The following is a 21,490-nucleotide window of genomic DNA, read 5'->3' on the forward strand; positions in this document are numbered from 1 at the left end:
AGCGGGTCCGGCTGGAGGCCGGGGAGCGGTTCGCCCGTGGTGAGAAGACGGCGGTGATCGCCAAGGGCCTGCGGGTGAGCGAGTGTTCGGTGGAGCGGTGCGTGGCGTGAGTGGCGTGAGGGCGGCAGTACCGTGCTGAAGTCGGCGGGGCCGGTGAAGCTGCCGAAGCTGTCCGGTGCTCGGTTCGCCCGGCTGGAGGAAGAGCTGGCCAGGGGGGCCGGCCGCGCACGGCTGGGAGGACCAGCGGTGGACGCTGGAGCGTGTCCGGACGGTGATCGGCAAGAAGTTTTGCATCACCTGAGCCTTTTCCAACCTGGTGGTGTGGTGTGGGGCAGTGGGGGTGCTGAGCTGGACGGAACGACGAAGCTCCTGGTAGACGGGTTGTCGACCAAGATCAACCGTGTCCAGCCAGGAGCTTCGTGTGCTTGTCTACCCGTCGGCGATCGATCTGTCCAGCTCGCACCTGCGGTTCCTGGCCCGTGAGCTGGTGGTGCGCCGTCGGGAGACCGGGACGCGGTGGCGGCGACTGTCGGCGGGCCGGCAGGCGCTGGTGGTCCTGGCGCATCTGCGGTGCGGTGACACCTACGCCCGTCTCGCGGCGGGCTTCGCGATCGGCATCGCCACCGTCTGCCGCTACGTCCACGAGGGCATCGACGTCCTGGCCGCCCTCGCCCCCACCCTGCAGCAGGCGGTACAGACGGCCACGGGCAAGGTGTTCGTGATCCTCGACGGGACCCTCCTGCCCATCGACCGCGTGGCCGCGGACCGGCCCTACTACTCCGGGAAACACAAGCGGCACGGGATGAACGTGCAGGTCGTCACCGATCCAGTCGGCCGGATCGTCTGGGCCTCACCAGCACTGCCGGGCACTGTCCACGACATCAAGGCCGCCCGGATGCACGGCATCATCGACGCCCTCGCCACAGCCGGCGTCACCTGCTGGGCCGACAAGGGCTACCAGGGAGCCGGCGGCACCGTCCGCGTCCCCTACCGAGGCCGCCGGAAGAACCTCTCCCGCGGCCAGCGGGCCGTCAACCGCGCTCACGCGAAGATCCGCGCCATCGGCGAACGCGCCATGGCCACCCTCAAGAACTGGCGGCTTCTCCGGAAGCTCCGCTGCAGCACCACCCGCATCACCCCCACTGTCCACGCCATCCTCACCCTCAACCTCCACACCCACAGCTGAGATTGGAAAAGGCTCACGGACGAGCAGGCTTCACCCTTCCTACGCCACCACATCCTCCTCGGATAGCAGCACGCTCCGTCACCACCAAAAGCGAGAGGGCCGCTGATTGGACAGACCCGACGCGGCCACTCTTGAAGATCCCGTTATGGAACGAGGGACTCCAGATCGATGTCCACAGGGAAGGGGACAGAGGCCTTCAACCGTCCTCGATGGATCCCAGTGGCCACATAGGATCGGGTGACGACGTCCAGCTCATAGATGTGCACGGCAGGGGAACCGTCTTCATCTTCCACTCGCCAAAAGTGTGGAATACCGGCTTGGGCGTATTTGAAGGGTTTGATGGAGCGGTCCCGGTCGGCTGACTCATCCGACACGACTTCGATGACTAGGACGACTTCTTCCGGCAGGTATCGTGTGCGGTGGGGATCATAGGGGACACGCGCTGCCAGGACATCGGGTTCCGGGCGGCTCTTTTTGTCGAGGCGCACGGTCATTTCACGTTCTACCTCAATACTGTCAGGTGCGGCCTGCCGGAGGCTGAAGGTGATGTTCTCCACGAGACGGGAATGCCACGACCGCTGCGGGGACATCATGAAGATCAGTGCTCCGTCGATGAGTTCGGTATGGCGGGGAGCGTCCGGCAGGTGGTCGAGGTCGTCAGCCTCCCACCCAGTCGGGCGGGGTGGGATCATCCATTCGGGAAATTCAGCGGCCATGTGATCCTCCTGCAAGTCTTCCCAGAAGCCTACAGGGCGAAGGTCACGAACGGCGATGTTTGCCTTCCTCTCCCGGCCATCGTGGCTCGGGAGTGTCTGATTAACGGGCCTGTCTCGCTTTTGGTGGTGACGGAGCGTGCTGCTATCCGAGGAGGATGTGGTGGCGTAGGAAGGGTGAAGCCTGCTCGTCCGTGTATCTGGCGTGCGATCCGCTTGGTCTTGGTGTTGACGCATTCGGTCGGGCCGTTGCTGTACGGGAGCGTGAACGCAGCGATCACAGCGTCGCGGTCTCGCTCCAGCCCCCCAGGTGAAGGCATGCAGGTGGGGCAGGGTGGATCCGCGGACCGCCGCGATCCAGCGCGTGAGTGTACTCCAGTTACGGTTCGCTATCGTCGCTGGTCAAAGGCTTGTTTTCCAGTGCAGCGAGCTGACTGGCCATCAGGCAGGGTTGATGCGTTCTCATCCATCGAGATGAGCTGTTCGCGTGCATGTGGGCTGGTGCTGGCGAGATGCCCGGGGTGGAAACGGCGAACGCGACCCCCGATGATCAAGGTTGTCGAAGCCTTTGATCACGGACAGGGCTCGCGTTCGCGCATCATCTTGCCTGATCGGTGTCTTGCAGCGCCACTGCGTGGACGCCGACTTGAGCTGCCCGGCCGGGGGGCTCGTCTCGCTGCGCGAGGTGCTGGAGCGGCTTCCGGATCCCAGACGGGTCCGGGGCCGCCGCTACCGGCTGGGGCCCCTGCTCGCTCTGTGTCTGCTCGCGGTCCTCGGCGGCGCCAGGCCCGTGGCCGGCATCGCCCGGTATGCCGCCGACGCGTCCCCCGCGGTCCGGGCCGGGCTCGGCCTGACGCGTCTCCCGCATGTCACCACACTGGGGCGCCTGTTGTCCCGCATGGACGGGGATACCGTCGACGACGCGGTGGGTGCCTGGCTTGCCCGGCACGTGGCTGACCCTGACGACGAGCCGGCCCTGGTGGGCCCGGCTGTCGACGGCAAAGCCGTCCGTGGCAGCCGCCACGGCGGCCAGACGGCGGCCTATCTCCTGGCCGCCATCCTCCACGAGAGCCAGGCAGTGGTCTCACAGCGCCAGATCGCTGCGAAGAGCAACGAAATCCCGGCCTTCGCCCCGCTCCTCAGCCCGCTCGACCTGCGCGGCCACGTCGTGCCGCCGACGCTATGCACACCCAGGCCGGCCACGCCGAGCAGATCACCGCCCAGGGCGCCCACTACATTCTGACCGTCAAGGGCAACCAGAAGAACCTCCGCCGTCAGCTGCGGAGCCTGCCCTGGCGCGAGGTCCCGCTGCAGCACCGCACACGCGAGCAGGGACACGGCCGCCGCGAGATCCGGCGCCTGAAGGCCTGCACCGCCCGCCCCGGACTGCTCTTCCCCCACGCCGTCCAGGCCATCGAGGTCAAACGCCGCCGCGCCTTCCGCACCACCGGCAAGACCACCCTCACGACGGTCTACACAGTGACCAGCCTCGCTCCCGAACAGGCCACCTTGGCCCGCCTCGCCGAGCTGATCCGCGGACACTGGCAGGTCGAGGCCCTGCACCACATCCGGAACGTGACCTTCAACGAGGACGCCTCCCGCATCCGCACCGGCACCGCACCACGGGCGATGGCCCCCCTCCGCAACCTCGCCATCGGCCTCAGCCGCCAAGCCGGATGGACGAACATCGCCGCTGCCACCGACCACTACCGGTCACGAACCGACCACGCACTCCAACTACTCGGGTGGTGGGGTGCGTCCGAGTTTTCGGAGTTCGTCGTTGATGGCGTTTTCGAGGTCGTTTTGTGTGAGAGGTCGGGTGTTGCGGGCGGCTATGTGGTAGGCGGTGGTGATGGCGCAGTTACGGATGCTGCCGCCGGTGAGGTTGTGGGTGGTGGCGAGGGTTTTGAGGTCGATGTCGGGTGTGCGGGGGAGGGTGGAGGGTAGGCAGGTGCTCCAGAGCCTGTGGCGGAGATGTGGAGTGGGCGGAGGGAAATGGATGATGAGGTCGAGTCTTCGGGTGAAGGCTTGGTCGATGTTGGCGGAAAGGTTGGTGGTGAGGATGGCGATGCCGTTGAAGGTTTCGAGGCGTTGGAGGAGGTAGGCGGTTTCGATGTTGGCGTAGCGGTCGTGGGCACTGGTGGTTTCTGAGCGTTTACCGAAGAGGGCGTCGGCTTCGTCGAAGAGGAGGAGGGCGTCGGTGTTTTCGATCTGCTCGAATACTTGGTCGAGTCGTTTTTCGGTTTCGCCGATGTATTTGTCGACGATGGTGGCGAGGTTGATGTGGCAGAGGTCGAGGCCGAGGGTGGTAGCGATGGTTTCTGCGGCGAGTGTTTTTCCGGTTCCGGATTCACCGGTAAACATGGCGATGGTGCTGGTTCCGCGCATGGATCCGGGGTTCATTTTCCAGTCCCTGAGGACTTGTTCGCGGTATTGGGCACGGTGGATGAGGTCCTGGAGCTGGCGTTTGGGGAGGTCGGGGAGGACGAGGTCGTCCCATCGCGCGGTGGGTTGGATTCGGCGGGTGAGGCGGCTGGGGGGGATGGGGCGGTGGCGGCGTGCGGCGGTTTGGAGGTGGGGGGTGCTGAGGGGTTCGTGGCGGGCGAGGGCCAGGGCGTGGGCTGTGCGGACGGTTTGGGTGATGTCGGTGGGGCTGAGCCGGTAGGGGCGCAGGGTGTTGATGGTGGTGTGGCGTTCGGTGGGGTCGGGGATGTGGGGGCGGAGTTCGTGGTCCCATGCGGTGGTGCGTTCTGCGGTGGTGGGGGTGGGGCAGGTGAGTTCGAGGGGGCGGCGGGTGCAGCCGTAGGGGGACCAAGGCCGGCTGTCGGCTGTCACAGTGGGTACGGGGGTGTCGGAGAGGGGGGTGAGGGGTGTGTTTGGGGTGGTGTCGGTGTCGTCGGAGGTAGTTGTCCGGGGTAGGGGGCTGATGAGGAGGCCGCAGTGGCGGAGGCGGGCTTCCAAGGTGGCTTCGGCCACGGCTGCCTGGGCGGTGGCAGGGTCGTGGAGTTGGCTGAGGTCGAGGTGGATCAGAGTGGGGGACAGGGTGTGGAGTGCGGCTTCGGCGACAGTGTGCCGGCAGCTGTCGACGGGGCCTTGGAGATGGACCAGCTTTCCTTGGGCCAGAGCGGTGTGTACCTGGTCCACGAGGGTTTTCGTGGCCGGTGAGGGTGGTGGGGGGGCGGTGCTGTGGGTGAGGGTGATGCCGGGGCTGAGGGCGTGGGGTGGCCAGGGCTGGTCCAGGAGGTGGGCGGTGATCCGGTCGGAGAGGATCAGGGAGCGGGCGGGGAAGGGCCAGTCGGTGTTGGAGACTTGGAGGAGTCGGTGGGTGATGAGGGGGCCGTGGGTGAGGCGGCTGCGGGCGTGGGGGTCGTGCTGTTCGGCTGCGCAGAGTTGGAGGGCGAGGCCGCAGGAGGCGTGCTGGCGAGTGCTGTCGTCGTGGAGGTAGCCATAGAGCTGTCCGAAGCGGGGGTCGATCTCGGGGGCGAGGGCGGCGAGAAGGACCAGCCGGTCAGCTGGTTCGAGGTCGTACGCGGTGGCCAGGTCGCGCAGCGGTAGGGGTATCCCTTGGGCCTCGGCGTTGTCGGCGAGTTCCTCGGTCTGTTCGACCCAGGTGTCCTCGGTGGGGTCCGTGGTGACCGGTTGGGTCGGGCAGGCGGACAGCTGGGTGGCGGTCTCGTCCGAGATGAACAGGCCTCGTGGCAGTGGTGAGAGGCCTGTGGTGGTGTTGGAACGGTCGGTTACCAGCTGGTGGATGCGCCATTGCAGTACAGCCAGGTGGCGCAGGGTGTAGTCGAGCCCGGTGCGGATGCGAGGAGCTGTCTCGGTGTCTGTGTCGGCCTGTGTCACGACGGCCTCGGCCCAGTGCCCGGTGCATGGTCGCGGGAATCTGCCCCTATGAGTACGGACTCGCGGTCCTTGACGTAGTAGTAGTGGACGTGCTCTGTGACGGCGACGGTCATCGGCACGGTGACGGTGAGGTTGAGGAATGGCATGAGCGGATTGTGGAACGTGCTCCACAGTTCGGTGAGGATCCGGTCCTGAACAGGGGGCAGGCCTACGTCGATGATGATCTGGTCCCCGTTCTCGAGGTACTGGGGAGGGCGCTGGGCAAAGGCGGTGAAGAGTGCACCCAGCCACTCGTGGGCGACAGGAGGGTCGCTGAACCAGGCTGTGATCATGTAGGAGAGCTTGAGATACCGTGGGGGATCCGTCTGGCGTGGGGGACCGCTGGCGAGGTTTTTTGGGTTGTCGGACCGGTTGATGACGCGACATGTTGACCGGCGTTCCATGTCCTCGTGCAGTTCGTAGAGGTAGACGTTGATGGAGCTTATGCCGCTATCGGGTGTAAATCCAGGTTTCATGGGCGTCTTGAAGCTCACCTGGATGTCTCCATCACCCACCAGAGTCGTGATGGTCTGCTCCAGGAGCTGGTCTATCTCTTTGAGTGACATAGGTGTGGTCCTTGTACGTCGGAACGGACAAAAGGCCTAGCCTCAGAAGGGAGGAAGGGCGGTCACTTTTTGGGTGACTTTCTCATTCGATGTGCTTCCACTTCTCGGTATCCGCCTTGATTTCGGCTCCGGGTGGGATGGTAAAGGTGTAGGTGGGAGGATTGTTCGGGGTTTTCTTCCAGAGCAGGGTGATGTGCTGCGGATCTGTTTTGCCTTGTGGGATGAACGTGTATGTCACGCTGCCTTGTGAGGGGAGCGACGAGATGGTTGTGGTGAATTCTATGCTGCTGGTCCCGCCAGCATCTATGGTGGGTGCAGGTGTGATTTTTATGGTGGAGTTGTCGGAGACTGGCTGGTTCTGTGCCAGGGTCAGGGCGAACGGGAGGTGGTTCTGCCAGGTCTCCACGATAGGAGGGTGCTGTGTGTCGGTGAGGCTCACGGTGGCCTGCGCGTAAGGTCCGTTCGGTGAGGGTACCGGGGTTACGGTCTGGGCAGTGGTGCTGAGCAGCGTGCTGGGGGCGAGTGTTACCTGGATTCCTTTGGGCCCTGTGGCTGTGTAGGAGACCTCTCCGCCGTCCGCCATCGCCCAGGTAACGTTAACCGCGCGGCGGTCGGTGCTCGTGAAAGTCAGCGTGCCGCTCATCGCAACAGTTTTGCTGGATTCCTGAGTGTAGGTAATGACCTGGGCCTTCTGGTTCGTGACCGTCGGATGTTCAGAGAGCGGGACGCTGCTGGTGCAGTCTTTGAGTGTCTGCTTGGTGAGGTTCCAGTTGTCGTTCTTGTCGGCTCTGAAGGTCAGGGCGATAGTGCGTGCATGGACTGTGAGGGGAAGAGGGGGAGCCAGCGTGCTGCCGTCCTTGCCGGTGAACTCGATTTGATAGCTGCCGGCAGGCAACGCACCCAGGTCCACCTTACCGGAATCATCATGGGCTTCCTGGTACGCTATTTCCCTGTTGTTCTGTACTGCTCTGATGCGGTTTTCCTTGACCTTGGAATCCTTGTCGCTGAACTGCGTCTTGTATCCGATAACAATATGGTCGCCGAGCGTATAGGTCTTCCCGCCAGGGATTTCAATGGATCCTGTCTCTCCCGTGCTTGTGTTGCGCAAGAAGGTTTTCGGCTGGGCGAGCAGTGCTCTCGATCCTCGCGCCGTATAATACAGAGTATATCTACCTGGTGTGAGGTCACTCAGGGCGATGATATCTCTTCCCTGTTGCGCCGGATGTTGCAGGAACGGGGCTCCGTCGGGTTTCTGTAGTGAGGCCCCATCGTAGGCGCCTTCATAGATCTCAAGCATGTCGCGCGGGCTGGAATAGTCTGTTCGGTAAGTTGCTGTGATCTGGTCAGTGATGTTCTCAGAAGGGTCGATAGTCAATGCCTCGGGGAGCGAGGGAAGCGTGGCACAGAAGGGGATCGGTTCAGCCAGGCCTCCTCCGCCGCTGCCGGTGAAGTGGATGATGTAGTCCCCAGGTGCCCAGGGGGAAGCCTCGGAGAAATCGCCTGCCCTGATCGTGACGGAGCCGGACGGCGTTGCAGTGCCGACCACGTGGATGGCGCTGGAGCCCCAGGACTCCTTCCGCGTGTTAATTTGCGGTCCGGCCTGAGCGTCGGATGTTTTCTCAAATATAGAGATGATGTTCGCGCTTGTCGGGATGTAGGTAGTGGAGTAGTTCAGGTTTATATCGGTGCCGCTGCTCGGTTGTGCTTCCAGCTTGCCGTACCAGGCACTGTTCGTGGTGACAGTGAAGTCCAGTTGATCGGCGAGGAGCAGGAACTCGTCTTTGGGGGACCACCGGGCTGTGTAGCCGCCGGGCAAGAAGGACTGTGTGGTGTACTGTCGCTGGTCTTTCCCGATGGATTCCCTTGACACGGGGTTTCTGTCCGGGGTGTAGGGGTCTTGCCCAGCGAAGATGCATAACATGCCGTCGGGCCACGGGTAGTTGTCGGCTTGCCCCGGGGTGAGATCGAAGGTGACCGTTTCGTCTGGAGGGACTGATGCAGCGTCTCTTCCCCTGAGTTTCAGGGTTCCACGTCCATGCGGCGGCAAGTCGATGACGAGGGGAGCACCGTAGGTAAGGGTGGCTCGCCCGCCGCAGGCAAGGAGGAATGCGGCGTAGAGCCCGGGTGGCAGGCTCGGATTCGGAATCGTAAGGGTCCCAGAATTATCCGAGAACTCATGCACAGAGGGTAAGAGCGTAGGCTCGGAGGCGGGGGGCGTGGACGCAACAACCCTATTGTTCTGCTCGAATAGCCGACTGTTTTCTGATTGCCTGTAAAAGGCGACCGAGGCACCCTCGCGCCATTCATCCTCAGGGATTAGCCAGCCGCATTCTATCGCGGTGCCACATGTTGCAGGGTTGCTGTACACCTCGAACTGGCAATTCGAAAGAAGACTTTCGGGGAGTATGACCGTAAACTCGTGAGGGTTGGATGACCATGAGTCGAAGGAAGGAGATCCGTAGTAGAGGGCATGGATGCCCGGTGTCTTGATTGTTGCATGTGGAATTATGATGTCGCCGCTCACTCCGGATGCTTTTATTTCAGCCAGGAAGTTTTTTAACGTGTGCACATTTTCGACAGTGACCCCAGGGCCGGTGTGCAGGTATACAGTTCCATCTTTCCATGGGGAGCGGGTGTAGTAGGAGACACGGACGTCCTCGCCGAAAACGATGAATTCGGTTGTACTGAGGGATCCTCCTCCACGTTCGTGAGAGGAAGTGTGGATAGGAAGGCCGGGCCACAGGTCGCGAATAAGATGGGATGCCTTGAAGGTGAAGCCATCGATCTCAGCACACATCGGGCCGGAGATCAGGTAGTGGACGTTCTCCTGGTAGGGGTCATCGACCACAGCAGTGAGATCGTGCACATACTGCTCGGGTAGGTTCGGCGAATAGAGCTGCTGGATCTCGATCCGATTGTTCTCCCCACCCTGTTCTCCGAAATGTTTATACCGGTAGCACGATGTCCCGCTGAACACATGCAGGACCTTGTTCCCGCCCGGCTGCGCGGCGTACAGAACCCCTGAGATATGTGATGTGCCGAGTCCGGGAAAAAGGTCGCGCGTAGACTCTATGGAGGTGAAGCTGGCCGATTTCTCGTCCCAGCGGGCTGCCTGCTGTCCGGAGAAAAGAAAGAAACCGTTGGCCTCGGGAGAGTACACCGCGGCATCGATGGAGCCTTGCGCAAACTTTCCCTCTCCCCGATTGTTCAGGCCTTCCCACCGTTCGGCCAGGGGGGACGGCCCGGGGACAGGGTGCCGACTGGCCAGGTTGTAGCCGACAGTCTGGTCAGCCGGAGCGGTCGGGCCGTAGAAAAACACGGTCCTGGCATCCCCCGAGACAGCATGGCTGGCGGCCGGGAGCGTCAAGGCGGCGGTGGGGGAGTTGCCTTCTCCGACCAGCACTGTCACCGGTAAACTGGCAGGAGAGTTATCGCGTGCGAGCCTAGTCAGCCGGTCACGCACACTGGGCAAATCCAGAGAGGATTCCGGGGGCCAGGCTATCGCCACAGCCAGCGGAAATCGCCTCAGATCAGCAGGCATGTCCTTCGCTGGCTGAGCCCAGCCCGGATCGGCGACCGATACCTCCCAGCCCAGAAGGGAAGCTTCCTGCAGGAGCGCGGTCAGCGTGCCGCGGCTGACAGCCAAGCTGGGCGCACACTCGATAGCGGCACGCTGTGCGGCTTCGTCCCACTGAGTCAGATCCGGTGCACCACTGACCTGCGAGAGCCAGGCCAGCCACGCCGGGTCAGTGCGCCAGGCATCCAACAGGCGGGGGAAGTCCGCCAGAACACGACGGAAAGGCGCCAGCATACGGCCCACCGCCATCGCGAATTTCTGCATGGCCGGGTCCTGCGCCAGCACAGTGGGCATATCGGGGGGAGCAGACGGGTCCTGAGGAGTCATAGCAATCCCAATCGTCACAGCATGCGGCAGTGGAAAGATGCCAGCAACGGCGGATGAAGAGCTGATGAAGGCCCGGCGGACAAGGAGCGACAGCACCTAGGCCAGCAACGCCCGGGTCGGCCTGCTCCCGAAAGGCAGCAGCCCAGCTGGCGGTCTGCCCATATCCCCGGAGGGCACATGTCAACGTGCCAGGGGATCTGCACTTCACGGTCTGCAAATAGTCGGCTATTTGAGACATGCCCCTCGGGCCGGAGGCCATTGCCACTGACGGCGCTTGTCAACGGCCTTGCCGTCAAGAGGTGAAAACCACCGTGTCAGCATTCTGGGCGCCGACCGAGGGACACTTGATAGTGTGGTGACCCGAACAGAGCAACCCGAACTCGTCAGGAACCACAGCGGTGCTGGCGGAGACAAAGACCGCCTGCTCCACGCTCTCCAGGCCAGCGACACCCGCCAGCGCCTGGTGGATGTCCCCGACATAGGCGCTTTGGCCGACGGGCCATCCCTGGCCCGCGGGCCCGGCACCGGGCAGGGGACAGAAGTAGCGGTGTAGTGCTGCGCAGGCGTTGCGGACGAGCTCTTTGCGTTCTTCGGAGGAAGCCCAGGTCCGGGACCGCACGGTAACCTCGGTGCTGACCTCGGTGATGGGGAAGGAAGAAATCACCAACATGGTGCCCGATGGCAGGCGGGGACCGATTCCGCGCCGGATGGCGTCTTCAGCATCACTGGTGAGCCGTAGCTGAGAAGAGGAGATGCGGTCGAGAGCGTCGGCCCGCACAGTGGGCAGGACGTTCAACTGGACGGTAGGGGAAGAACGCTGGGGATTGGCGGGAAGACAGCGAACGACAGCGATGCCCAGGCCCAGGAGCAACGCTAGCTGTTCGAGTTCCTGGGCGGTCGCCAGGGACACGGTGGGACCCGGGGAAGCCCGGTACCAGGAGGCGGCCGGTACAGGTTCACTGCCGCCGGTCGCGGCGTCGGGGTTGGTGACGGCGGTGATCTCAGGTCGCGGGTTCTTGAGGATAGTGATAGTGCCGGGTGCGACATTGCCGCTGGCGCCTCCACCGCTGTGATACAGCGGAATGCGCAGCACGCTGCCGGCCGGAGGGCTGCTGCCGCGCTGAGGGCTGGGGCTGAAGCGGATCCGGCCTTGTGCGGCGTCGGCCATGAAGTGGCGGTCTGTAGGCTGGGAATCGGCGAAGGAGTCCACCATCGTCCATATCTGGGTTCCAGTGTCCTGGGCGGCTTCCAGGTACGGGCGCCGGTAAGTGGTGGAGATCGGGCGGTTGAGCCGGAAGGCCTGCCCTGCCGTACCGTCGGAGCGGCCCAGCTGCTCGCCTCTGACAAGTTCGCCTTCGACGGCGTCGGCCCAGCCACGGACAGTGACCGGCACTGTGTCGTCGGCCAGAGTGAAGGTGCCGGTCAAGGGTGAGCAGCGCAGTAAGCTGATGGCTTCATGGCGGGGAAGTTTTCCCGTGGCGGGGAAGACGCATGCAGTGTGCGCGGAGGCCACTGGGACGGCGAATTCGGGGGAGCGGGGGGCTGCCGACAGGCCTGTACCAGTGTTGGTCCCGCATGGAGTCCAGCCGTTAGTATGCCAGGCCTCCCATTTCAGGCTTCCGGTCTCGGTGCCTGGTTCCAGGGGCAGGGAGACCTGGCAGGTCATGCCGGGTAGAGGCCGGGAGAAGACCAGGATCAGACACTGTTCCGGGCCTACCTCGGTGCCTTTGCCGAGAGGGGTGAACGACGCTGCCTGCTTGGCTGCGTCGCTGTGGTCGGGGTGCCAGCTGGCAGGCAGCAGCCCGGTGGTGATCAGAGAGGCGGAATGCAGAACGTATTCGCCGAGCGTGGTGAACGCCATAGAGGTTCCGGGCTCGCTGGAGGAGGTGGCGAAGGTGGTTCCTGCGGGCAGCATGACGGTCTGGTCCAGGCCCGGTGCCAGGTCGAGTGCCATCGTGACGCGGGCCGGGGCAGCGAGGGGAGGATGCAGGCCCAGGGCTCGAGCCATGGTCAGTAGGCCGTTCTCGGCGAGTTGGTTGAACTTGTCTGCGAGAGGCGCCAGCATGCGCTGGAACACCAAGGGGAAAGGAGGGGATTTTCTGCTAGATTCGGTGTCGAGGCGGGTGATCAGTGGGGGAGGCCGGAGTCTGCCCACCGCCCCTGTAGCAGACAGAGGCATGGTGATATCGGGCATCGGGGGAGCCTTTCCTGGAGAGGGAGTGTCTACCAGTAATTCCTTAAACCCGTCGGTAGAGAGCCATGCCGTGGCTGGTGGTGACCGCGTCGATTAGGGTCTGGAGCTCTGCGAGAGGGGCTATGCGAGGTGCCAGCGGAAAAAGGAATCAGCCCCCGGGGCGGAACTTAGCGTCAGGGAACGGGCACGGTTGAAGGAACAGGACCAGTATCCGAGAACTTGAGATGGAGAACGCCTTCTTGTGAAAAGCGCCTGATCTCAACCGGTCAGTGCAACACTGCCGCGGGCCTATCAGCCGGGGTTTCGTAACCGAGGATTCGGCAGGGGCGGGTGTTCAGCCGCAGTGTGACGGCGTCGAGGCTTTCTTGCGTGTGGAGGGAAAGCTCGGTGCCTTTTGGGAAGTACTGCCGGAGGGGACCGTTCGTGTTCTCGTTGGGCCCCCGTTGCCATGGGATTTTCGGTCGCAGAAGTAGACCTTGACGTCGGTAGCGATGGTGAAGCGTTTGTGACCGGTGAGTTCGGCGCCCCGATCCCAGGTCAGGGTTTTCATCAGTGCACCTGGGAGGATCCGGACGTGCTGCGTGAAGGCGGTGACGACGCTGTCGGTGTCCTTGCCGGGGACCTTCACCAGCATCACGTAACGTGCCCCTATCGTTTTCGTCAAGCGGCGATGGCGGTTGGGGGCTCGTAGAAGGTGCCGTCACGGAGCATGGCGAAGAGCACGTCGATGCGCCGCCGGGCGAGGCAGACGAGGGCGGCGACGTGGTGCTTTCCCTGCCGTCGCTTCTTGTCGTAGTAAGTGCGTGATTCGGGTTGGGACAGTGATGCGAACGCAGCGAGGTAGAAGGCTCGTTTGAGCTGCTTGTTGCCTCGTCGGGAGGGATGCTCGCCGCGTATGGAGGAGCCGGAGCTCCTGGTCACGGGTGCCAGTCCGGCGTAGGTGGCCAGGTGGCCGGCCGTGGAGAAGGCGCTGGCGTCGTCGACGTCGATGAGGATGCGGGCTGCGGTCCTGACCCCGATGCCGGGCATGGAGGTCAGGACCGGGGAAAGAGAAAGTGGGCCTCCAGCAGTTCCTCGATGCGGGCGGCGAGGAGCTTCTGAGGTCTTCGCTTTGGGGTGACGGTCATGGTGGGGCGAGGGTGAGCCCGGTCTCGGCGATGAAGCCGTCGAGGAGGGCGGAACGGTACTGTATTTTCTTCAGCCGGGTCCGGATGTGTGCGGCGAGTTGGTCGATGGTGCCCGCGGCCAGGTTGGCCAGCGCTTTCTTCAAGTGGGCCCACACTCCCTCCGCCGTTAGCCTCGATTCTTCAGCGGTCGAGATCGCTTGACCGGCTTGGTCGTTCGCCCTGTTTGTCCTGCGTGGTCGCGTGCGGGCCTTCGCGTGTCGCTGCGGCTGCGCCGGGGTTCCACGGCACCCGGAGGTCGTGCGGGTCTGCTTCCCTCCCTTGTCTCGTCGGAGTTGGTGGTCCGGTCGTCAGGTGACGGCGGGCAGGTTGGTCAGTCGTTGCCAGCAGGTGGTGAACGCTTGCGCCCAGGGCCAGGTCCGTTCGATCCGCAGGAAGCGGCGGCGGGCGTGGTCCGTGAGGCGGGCGGGCAGGTGGTAGAGGCGGAAGCGCATGGTGTCCGGCTCCGCGTCGGCCAGGCCGTCGATGTCGTGCAGGGCCAGCAGCCTCACCCACGCGTCGAGATCGGCGGCGAGGTTCGCGGCGAGCATCCAGCCACGGTTGACTTCCCACGAGGCGGAGGGCAGGTTGCCCAGGCCCATCGCCTTGTTGGTGCGGACCCGGTCTTCCACTGCGGCGTGGGAGCGGTGCAGTACGTCCAGGAACTGGCTGTGTCCTGAGCCGGCGATGCCCCACATGTGCCGGATGTTGGTGGCGGTCACGCAGTAGCGCCAGCCGGCCTTCTTCTCGAACGCGGTCAGTTTCCTCAGGTGCCGCCGGGTCGGGCGGACCCGCCGCACGATCAGCCGCGTTCCCTCCGGCCAGCCCTCGCGGGTGTTCACCCCGGTCAGCTCCGCGACGAAGTAACCTTCCTGAAGGCTGCCGTCCTGGTGCAGGGAGGTCTCCCACGCGGTCTCGGGCAGCTTCGCGATGGCCTGTTCATCCTCTCCGGTGATCTTCCACCCGACCGTGTAACGCACTGTGCGACGTGCGGTGTTCAGCGCTTCGAGGTGTTCCAGCAGTCCGTGGGTGGCTCCGGCTCCGTCCACCCGGACGAGGATCTTCGCCGTCGCCGATCCGGGGATCTGCGCGAGGGCATCGGTGAGCACGGTGATGTGGTCGCTCACCGTGTTCGTTCCGGCGTTGCCGGGGCGCAGGAGCATGGCCAGGGACTCGGTGGTGTTGGCGCACCAGGCGGCCAGGGGGTGGAACCCGAATGTCTTTTTGAAGGTGACCGCGGCCCCGGTCTTCTTCGATGCCGAGGTGATGACGGTGGCGTCGATGACGATCCAGCTGGTCAGCCGCTTGCCCGCCACTGTCAGCCATGGGAATCCGCCCGGCCGCAGACACAGCAGGCTCCACACGTGCCGGCGCACCCGCGCCCGCACCTTCATGATCCGCGCCAGGGCCAGCTCGTCGAGTGCGGCCAGTATACGGCGGGCGGTGGAATCCGAGGCCGCGATCCCGAACAACGCCCGGTGATGCACCTGGAGTTGCTCGGCATCCGAAAGGTTCCTGGCCCCGAGCGTGATCGCGACCGCCAGGTGAACCAGCACTGCCGCACGGTCCCGCCAGCCGGCCGCCGCGCTGGACGGCAGTACCTTCGCCAGCGCGTCCGTCAGCCCCGTCCGGTCCGCACACCGGCGCAGCAACACCACCCCAGCATGCCCGATCAGCTTCCTCCCGTCAGCAACCACCGACAGCCGACGGCCCCACCCTGTACGCTCAACCACCAGAAAGGTGCCCTGACTTCTGCAGTGGATACGACCTAGACACCCGCATCCTCGCAGGTCAACGGCACCTTTCGCTATCGGGGCGTCAGGCAGTCCAATTCCGCTGAATACCCAGGGTTAACCTCGATCTTTCATGACGGTCCGTCGGTTTCATTGGCAGGCCGTTTGGGCTCTTGGCTGTAGTTGCGGGTGTGGCGAGGGCCCGGCTGTCGCGTCGGGTGGGCGCCGGGTTCCACGGCTCCGGGGTGTGGTTCAGCTCGTCGGGGTGGTGGGTCAGCCGGGGTGGGGTATGGCGTGCAGCCGCTGGTGTGCGGTGGTGATCAGGTTGGTCCAGGGCCAGTGCTGGGCGAAGCGGAGGAGGCGCCGGCGGCCGGTGGTGATCAGCTGGGCGGCGGCGGGGAACAGCCGCATGCGCAGGCGTTTGGGTTCCCACAGCCGGGCCGGGCCGGTGAGGGCGAGCATGGACATCCAGGCCAGCAGGTCCAGAGCCATCTGGACAATCTCCAGCCACAGTTGGTTCTGTGGGGCATGATGCAGGGGAAGGTTGCGCAGGCCGGTAGTGCGGGCGGCGCGGATGCGGTCCTCGCAGCGTGCCCGTCGGCGGTGCCGCAGTTCAAGCGCGGCGATCGCTTCGCCGGAGGCGTTGGTGGCAAAGCAGGTCAGCCGCATACCGTCGAGGGTAGTGAACCGTAACCGGGCGCCGGGGTGGGGCCGTTCTTTCCGGACGATCAGCCGCATCCCGCCCGGCCAGCCGTGAAGGATGTCACCGGCGAGCTCGGCCACCCAGGCGCCGTCGCGGATCTCGCTGTCGCTTTCGACGGCTGGGGTCCACGCGCTGTCCGGAACCTTCAGAACTGCTTGATGGATGGCGTCGGTGATGGTCATACCGACCGAGTACGACAGCCAGCGGCCCCGTGCCGAGAGCCAGTTGACGAACCCATGCGTGCCCCCGCCGGAATCGGTGCGGATGAGTGTCTGCCGTCCGCGCCGGTACTTTTTGGGCAGCTGTGCCAGGGCCAGGCGCGTGGCCTCGATGTGGTCGGCGGCGGTGTTGGAGCCGGCGTTGCCGGGCCGCAGCAATGCCGCAACCGGTTCTCCCGACCCGTCGGCGCCATGGTCGACGAATCCCACCAGCGGGTGATGCCCGAAGGACTTCTTCCAGGTCGCGGCGGCATCCTCCTTGTCGGAGTGCGCGATGACCAGTACCCCGTCCAGGTCCACGGTCACCTGCCCTCCCGTGTCGGGGGCCGCCGCGCCGGCCAGTTGCCATACGCGCTCGCGGACTTCGGCCCGCGCCCGGCGCAGTGCGGACAGGGCCCTGGTGCCGGCCGCGGCGAGGGTGCTGATCAAACGGGAGACGGTCGGGTCGGAGGCGACAGGTCCGAACACCGATGGTTCGGCCCGCAGCATGGCCACGTCCGCCAGACAGTCTCCGCCGAGCGCGACCGCGAGCGCCACGTCCAGCAGGACCTTCCCCGGATCATTCACGGCCCGGACCTTGCGCCATGGTGCCAGCGCACCTGAAATCGCCTGGTCCAGCCCGCACTTGCGGACCATCTCGACCAACAGCACGGCACCGGCTTGGGAGACCGCTCCACGACCGCTGCCCTCGACACGCACACACGGGTAGAACCCGATACGCTTCCGCACCTGAGAAGTGCTTCTTTCCGTGCAGCCAACAGGACCCTAGACAAGTCCCATCGTTGCAGGCCAGAAGCACTTCTCTTGTTTGCTGCCAGCCTTCGGACGGCCCACCCCGCGAAAGCGTGAGGTTAAGGTCCGGTGCGTACGCGGGGAGACGGAAGACGGTCAGCCAGCTCTCGCGGGCTGCCAGCAGTTCGCGCATCGTGGCGTCCTTGTGCTGGGTGGAGTTGTCCCACACCAGAACGATTCTCGAGCCGAGCTGCTGGTGGGCGGAGTCCAGAAGGGCGGCGAAGTCCGCCTCCTTGAACCCCTTCTTCTCGGCCTTGCGGCCGTGATGGACGAGCATCCTGAAAACCAGGCGGGCCCGGCCCCCAGGGCTTCGGCAAAGTTGCTCGATGTCCGGTTCGTGATCACATGAGTCCGAGGAGGGCGAGCGGTCGGCAGGCGTCGCGGGCGTTGTGTCGCAGAGCGGAAGCGATGTTGGTTTTGCCGGCCAGGCGGAGGGCGCCGATGGCGAGGTTTCGCCAGGTCGCCATGGCGCGGGGTGCGGTGCCTGTCCGCAACTGGGAGGCGTCTTCGGCGAAGGTCACGTCGCGGATGTGGTGGAGTGACTCGATCTTCCAGTGATCGCGGATGAGCGCCGCGAGCTGGGCCGGGGTGACCTGCTCCGCAGTCAGGTCTGTGACGGCGTAGACAGTCTTGATGCTGACCTTGCCGGTCTTCCGGTCGACCCGGCGACGCTTGAGCTGCGTGGCCTGACGCGCCCCGGGGAAGAGCAGGTTGTTCACGGTGCATACCTTGATCCGGCGGATCTCACCTCGGCCGTGGCCGGTGCCGCGGGTGCGGCCCTGCATCGGGATCCGCTTCCAGGGAAGGGACTTCAGCTGGGCGCGGAGCTTTTTCTGGTTCCCCTTGGCGATCACGATGTAGTGCGCGCACCGGCCGAGTAGGTATTCGGCGTGCTCGCGCTGGGTGTGCATCGTATCGCTGGTCACGACGGCGCCCGCCAGGTCGGCGACGGCCGTCAGTAACGGCTGGAAGCAGGTGATTTCGTTGGTTTTCTCACCCACGTCGAGCTGTGCCAGGACCAGGCCGGTGGTGTGCTCACAGGCAGCGAGCAGGTGGATCTTGCGTCCGGTCGCCCTGGCGGCGCCGCGCAGGCTCTTGCCGTCGACCGCCAGTCCGCGCAGCCGCCCCTCGGTACTGCCGCGCCGGTCGGCCAGCCAGCGGCCCACCGACTGGTCCAGTGCGTCGCCGTCGATGCGGCCCAGTAGCCGCCTCACCGTTGTTTCCGCAGGCAGACATCGCTTCGGGCATAGCGGATCGGGTCGTACGCCAAGGTGTTCCAGGAGATACGGCGGGGCATCAGCGATCCACTCGCCGACCGCGAGCAGGGAGGTCGCTCCGGCCAGCACCGCGCACGCGGTCAGCGCGAGCACGACGACCAGAGCGTGCCGCACACCGCGCGGATCTCGCGGATCGGGCACCTCGCTCAGCCGCTCCAGCAGGCCCGGGATCTCCTCGGGCACGGCCCTGGGATGACGGCGGAGTTGGTCAAAGGCAGGCGGGATCGGGGATGATGCGTCGGCAGGCACGGTCTTCCACTCGGATCACGGGGCGTCGAGAACTCCATGATCTTGGAAGCCGTGCCTGTCACATTCCCGGAGCCTCACCGAGCCAGCAGATCATCACGAACCGGACGTCAAGCAACCACGCCGGAGCCCTGCCTCCAACCCCAGGGCGCGAGCGTTCTCAGGTGGTGGGCTTGATCAGGTCGAGTGCGTGGTCGGGACGTGACCGGTAGTGATCGGTTGCTGCGGCGCAGTTGGTCCAGCCGGCCAGGTTGGCCAGGCCGATCGCGAGGTTGCGGAAGGTTGCCAGGGCCCGGGGTGCGGTGCCGGTACGGACCCGGCAGGTGTCCTCGGTGAAGGTCACGTCTCTCACGTGGTGCACGGCCTCGATCTGCCAGTGTCCGCGCACAAGGGCCGCGAGCTCGGCGGCGTTGGCCTGCCCGGCCGTCAGGCTGGTGACCGCGTAGACCCGTTCCAGGGTGACCTTGCCGGTACGCACGTCGCGGCGGCGCCGGACGATCTGCAGGGCCTGGACGGCGTGAGGGAACGGCAGGCCGGAGACAGCGGCGGCTTTCAGGCGGCGGATCTCATCGCGTCCGTGCGCGGTGGCGCGCGCCTTGTGCAGCAGCGGCACCTCCCGCCAGGGCAGCTTCTTCAACACCGCACGCAGTGTGGGGTGGTTGTCCTTGACCAGGGCGATGTAGTACGCCCTCTTCTCCTCGACGAGGAAGCGGGCGTGGCCGGCCTGGGTCAGCAGTGCGTCGAAGGTCACCACGGTGCCGGTCAGGTCCATCGGCCGCAGGAGCGGCTGGAAAGCGGTGATCTCGTTGCTCTTGGAGTCCACCTGGCGCTGGGCGATGACGGTACGTTCGCCGTGGACGACGGCCGCCAGGAGATGCACCGCAGTCCGCAGGGCCGTGCGCGAACCGCGCAGCGACTTGCCGTCTACCGCCACGGCCCGCAGCCCGGGCCGGTCTCCGGGGCCGAGCTGGCGGGCCAGCCAGCTGCCGACCGCCTGGTCCAGCGCGTCGCCGTCGACGCGTGCCAGGAGCCGGCCCAGCGTGCAGGCCCGCGGCACCCGTCGCCCCAGGCCGAGGCGGGCACGGACCTCATCAGGGGCGGCGGCTGCGAACCGGGCGATCGCCGCCAGCGTGGAGCAACCGCCCAGGACCGCGACGGTGCACAGGGCCAGCAGCGGGCCGAGCCGGTAGCGGCGGCCCTGACGCCGCCGCGGGTCAGGCAGTGCGTCCAGGATTCCGGCCAGGCCGGTCATCTGCTCAAGAGGCGGGACGGCCTCCCCGTCCGCGATGTGGTCACGGCGGCAGGAGAGGACTTCGATCGTGGACACTGAGCCTTTTCCAACCTGGTGGTGTGGTGTGGGGCAGTGGGGGTGCTGAGCTGGACGGAACGACGAAGCTCCTGGTAGACGGGTTGTCGACCAAGATCAACCGTGTCCAGCCAGGAGCTTCGTGTGCTTGTCTACCCGTCGGCGATCGATCTGTCCAGCTCGCACCTGCGGTTCCTGGCCCGTGAGCTGGTGGTGCGCCGCCGGGAGACCGGGACGCGGTGGCGGCGACTGTCGGCGGGCCGGCAGGCGCTGGTGGTCCTGGCGCATCTGCGGTGCGGTGACACCTACGCCCGTCTCGCGGCGGGCTTCGCGATCGGCATCGCCACCGTCTGCCGCTACGTCCACGAGGGCATCGACGTCCTGGCCGCCCTCGCCCCCACCCTGCAGCAGGCGGTACAGACGGCCACGGGCAAGGTGTTCGTGATCCTCGACGGGACCCTCCTGCCCATCGACCGCGTGGCCGCGGACCGGCCCTACTACTCCGGGAAACACAAGCGGCACGGGATGAACGTGCAGGTCGTCACCGATCCAGTCGGCCGGATCGTCTGGGCCTCACCAGCACTGCCGGGCACTGTCCACGACATCAAGGCCGCCCGGATGCACGGCATCATCGACGCCCTCGCCACAGCCGGCGTCACCTGCTGGGCCGACAAGGGCTACCAGGGAGCCGGCGGCACCGTCCGCGTCCCCTACCGAGGCCGCCGGAAGAACCTCTCCCGCGGCCAGCGGGCCGTCAACCGCGCTCACGCGAAGATCCGCGCCATCGGCGAACGCGCCATGGCCACCCTCAAGAACTGGCGGCTTCTCCGGAAGCTCCGCTGCAGCACCACCCGCATCACCCCCACTGTCCACGCCATCCTCACCCTCAACCTCCACACCCACAGCTAAGATTGGAAAAGGCTCAAGGTATCGGTCAACACGGTCGCGAAGACCATGGCTGAGCTCGGGCTGGCCGGCCGCGTCAAGCGGCGCCGGCGGTCGCTGACCCTGCAGGGCAAGCGTCCCGTGGCCCCGGACCGGGTGGGCCGCGTCTTCACCGCCCCGGCACCGGACGTGCTCTGGTCCGGGGACATGACCGAGATCGTCACCGGCGAGGGCAAGCTCTGCCTCGCCACCGTCATCGACCTGCACTCCCGCCGCCTGCTCGGCTACGCATGGACGCCCACCACGACGCCGAACTGGTCGTCGCGGCCCTGTCGATGGCCTCAGCGACCCGCGGCGGCAACGTCGCTGACGTGGTGTTCCACTCGGACCGCGGCAGCGAGTACACGTCAAAGCTGTTCGGCGACGCCTGTGACCGCCTGGGCGTCGTGCAGTCCATGGGACGCGTGGGTTCGGCGCTGGACAACGCGGTCGCCGAGGCGACCAACTCAACCCTGAAGGTGGAGTACATCCACCGGCAGCGATTCCGGACCCGGGCCGAGGCCCGCATCAAGATCGCCACCTGGATCACCGACTGGTACAACCGACGCCGACGGCACTCCGCCTGCGACTGGCTGTCACCCATCGACTACGAGAACCAACACCACGCCAAAGAACAACAACCCCAAGCCACTTAACGAAACTCTCTACGCTCAGAGGGG

14 protein-coding genes and 5 pseudogenes are annotated in these 21,490 nt (G+C 65.4%); 5 read left to right on the forward strand and 14 right to left on the reverse strand.

Annotated elements, in window-relative coordinates; translation table 11 throughout:
* The first annotated feature begins 421 nt into the window (after nt 1-421).
* Nucleotides 422-1,186: a transposase family protein gene (locus AB8735_RS36445; protein ID WP_372412137.1), complete on the forward strand. Its 765-nt coding sequence runs from the start codon at nt 422-424 to the stop codon at nt 1,184-1,186.
* A gap of 143 nt (nt 1,187-1,329) precedes the next feature.
* On the opposite strand, the gene AB8735_RS36450 is transcribed toward AB8735_RS36445, so the two are convergent.
* Both AB8735_RS36450 and AB8735_RS36455 read right to left on the reverse strand, forming a co-directional pair.
* Nucleotides 1,330-1,902 (reverse strand): Uma2 family endonuclease, encoded by a 573-nt coding sequence (locus AB8735_RS36450; RefSeq protein ID WP_372412138.1) that lies wholly within the window; start codon nt 1,900-1,902, stop codon nt 1,330-1,332.
* 142 nt (nt 1,903-2,044) lie between these two features.
* Nucleotides 2,045-2,268 (reverse strand): annotated as a pseudogene (locus AB8735_RS36455) (transposase); the annotation flags it as partial.
* A gap of 265 nt (nt 2,269-2,533) precedes the next feature.
* On the opposite strand from AB8735_RS36455, the gene AB8735_RS36460 reads away from it, so the two are divergent.
* Together AB8735_RS36460 and AB8735_RS36465 are read left to right on the forward strand one after the other, a co-directional pair.
* Nucleotides 2,534-3,142, forward strand: a complete 609-nt coding sequence (locus AB8735_RS36460; protein ID WP_372412140.1) for a transposase family protein — start codon at nt 2,534-2,536, stop codon at nt 3,140-3,142.
* Nucleotides 3,082-3,846, forward strand: coding sequence for an ISAs1 family transposase (locus AB8735_RS36465; RefSeq protein ID WP_372412141.1), 765 nt, complete (start codon nt 3,082-3,084; stop codon nt 3,844-3,846). The genes AB8735_RS36460 and AB8735_RS36465 overlap by 61 nt, the downstream gene beginning before the upstream one ends.
* 54 nt (nt 3,847-3,900) lie before the next feature.
* Here the strand turns inward: AB8735_RS36465 and AB8735_RS36470 are convergent.
* From AB8735_RS36470 to AB8735_RS36525, 12 genes and pseudogenes are all read right to left on the reverse strand, one after another.
* Nucleotides 3,901-5,745, reverse strand: a pseudogene (locus AB8735_RS36470) (ATP-binding protein); the annotation flags it as partial.
* Nucleotides 5,742-6,350, reverse strand: coding sequence for a Pvc16 family protein (locus AB8735_RS36475; RefSeq protein WP_372412142.1), 609 nt, complete (start codon nt 6,348-6,350; stop codon nt 5,742-5,744). The pseudogene AB8735_RS36470 and the gene AB8735_RS36475, both read right to left, overlap by 4 nt.
* Before the next feature lie 82 nt (nt 6,351-6,432).
* Nucleotides 6,433-10,350: a phage tail protein gene (locus tag AB8735_RS36480; RefSeq protein ID WP_372412143.1), complete on the reverse strand. Its 3,918-nt coding sequence runs from the start codon at nt 10,348-10,350 to the stop codon at nt 6,433-6,435.
* Between the two features lie 196 nt (nt 10,351-10,546).
* Nucleotides 10,547-12,334, reverse strand: coding sequence for a hypothetical protein (locus AB8735_RS36485; protein WP_372412144.1), 1,788 nt, complete (start codon nt 12,332-12,334; stop codon nt 10,547-10,549).
* Nucleotides 12,335-12,714: 380 nt separating this feature from the next.
* Nucleotides 12,715-13,091, reverse strand: a pseudogene (locus AB8735_RS36490) (IS30 family transposase); the annotation flags it as partial.
* 17 nt (nt 13,092-13,108) lie between these two features.
* Nucleotides 13,109-13,509, reverse strand: a pseudogene (locus AB8735_RS36495) (transposase); the annotation flags it as partial.
* 62 nt (nt 13,510-13,571) lie between these two features.
* Nucleotides 13,572-13,718 (reverse strand): hypothetical protein, encoded by a 147-nt coding sequence (locus tag AB8735_RS36500; RefSeq protein ID WP_372412145.1) that lies wholly within the window; start codon nt 13,716-13,718, stop codon nt 13,572-13,574.
* Nucleotides 13,719-13,922: 204 nt separating this feature from the next.
* A complete protein-coding gene (locus AB8735_RS36505) occupies nt 13,923-15,266 on the reverse strand; it encodes an IS1380 family transposase (protein WP_372412146.1) in 1,344 nt (447 codons plus the stop codon).
* Nucleotides 15,267-15,617: 351 nt separating this feature from the next.
* Nucleotides 15,618-16,994 (reverse strand): IS1380 family transposase, encoded by a 1,377-nt coding sequence (locus AB8735_RS36510; protein WP_372412147.1) that lies wholly within the window; start codon nt 16,992-16,994, stop codon nt 15,618-15,620.
* Nucleotides 16,995-17,172: 178 nt separating this feature from the next.
* Nucleotides 17,173-17,334 (reverse strand): annotated as a pseudogene (locus AB8735_RS36515) (IS630 family transposase); the annotation flags it as partial.
* A gap of 64 nt (nt 17,335-17,398) precedes the next feature.
* The gene (locus AB8735_RS36520) at nt 17,399-18,583 is read right to left on the reverse strand and encodes an ISAs1 family transposase (RefSeq protein ID WP_372412148.1); all 1,185 of its coding nucleotides are present in this window, start codon (nt 18,581-18,583) and stop codon (nt 17,399-17,401) included.
* 157 nt (nt 18,584-18,740) lie between these two features.
* Complete coding sequence (locus AB8735_RS36525) at nt 18,741-19,907, reverse strand: ISAs1 family transposase (RefSeq protein WP_372412149.1); 1,167 nt, start codon at nt 19,905-19,907, stop codon at nt 18,741-18,743.
* A gap of 123 nt (nt 19,908-20,030) precedes the next feature.
* On the opposite strand from AB8735_RS36525, the gene AB8735_RS36530 reads away from it, so the two are divergent.
* A complete protein-coding gene (locus AB8735_RS36530) occupies nt 20,031-20,795 on the forward strand; it encodes a transposase family protein (RefSeq protein WP_372412137.1) in 765 nt (254 codons plus the stop codon).
* 266 nt (nt 20,796-21,061) lie between these two features.
* Nucleotides 21,062-21,466 carry a transposase gene (locus tag AB8735_RS36535; RefSeq protein WP_372412150.1) on the forward strand — a complete coding sequence of 135 codons (405 nt, stop codon included), beginning with the start codon at nt 21,062-21,064 and terminating at the stop codon, nt 21,464-21,466.
* Nucleotides 21,467-21,490 lie beyond the last annotated feature (24 nt).

This window comes from Streptomyces luteireticuli, from assembly GCF_041519305.1.
GTDB classification, from domain to species: Bacteria; Actinomycetota; Actinomycetes; order Streptomycetales; family Streptomycetaceae; genus Streptomyces; species Streptomyces luteireticuli.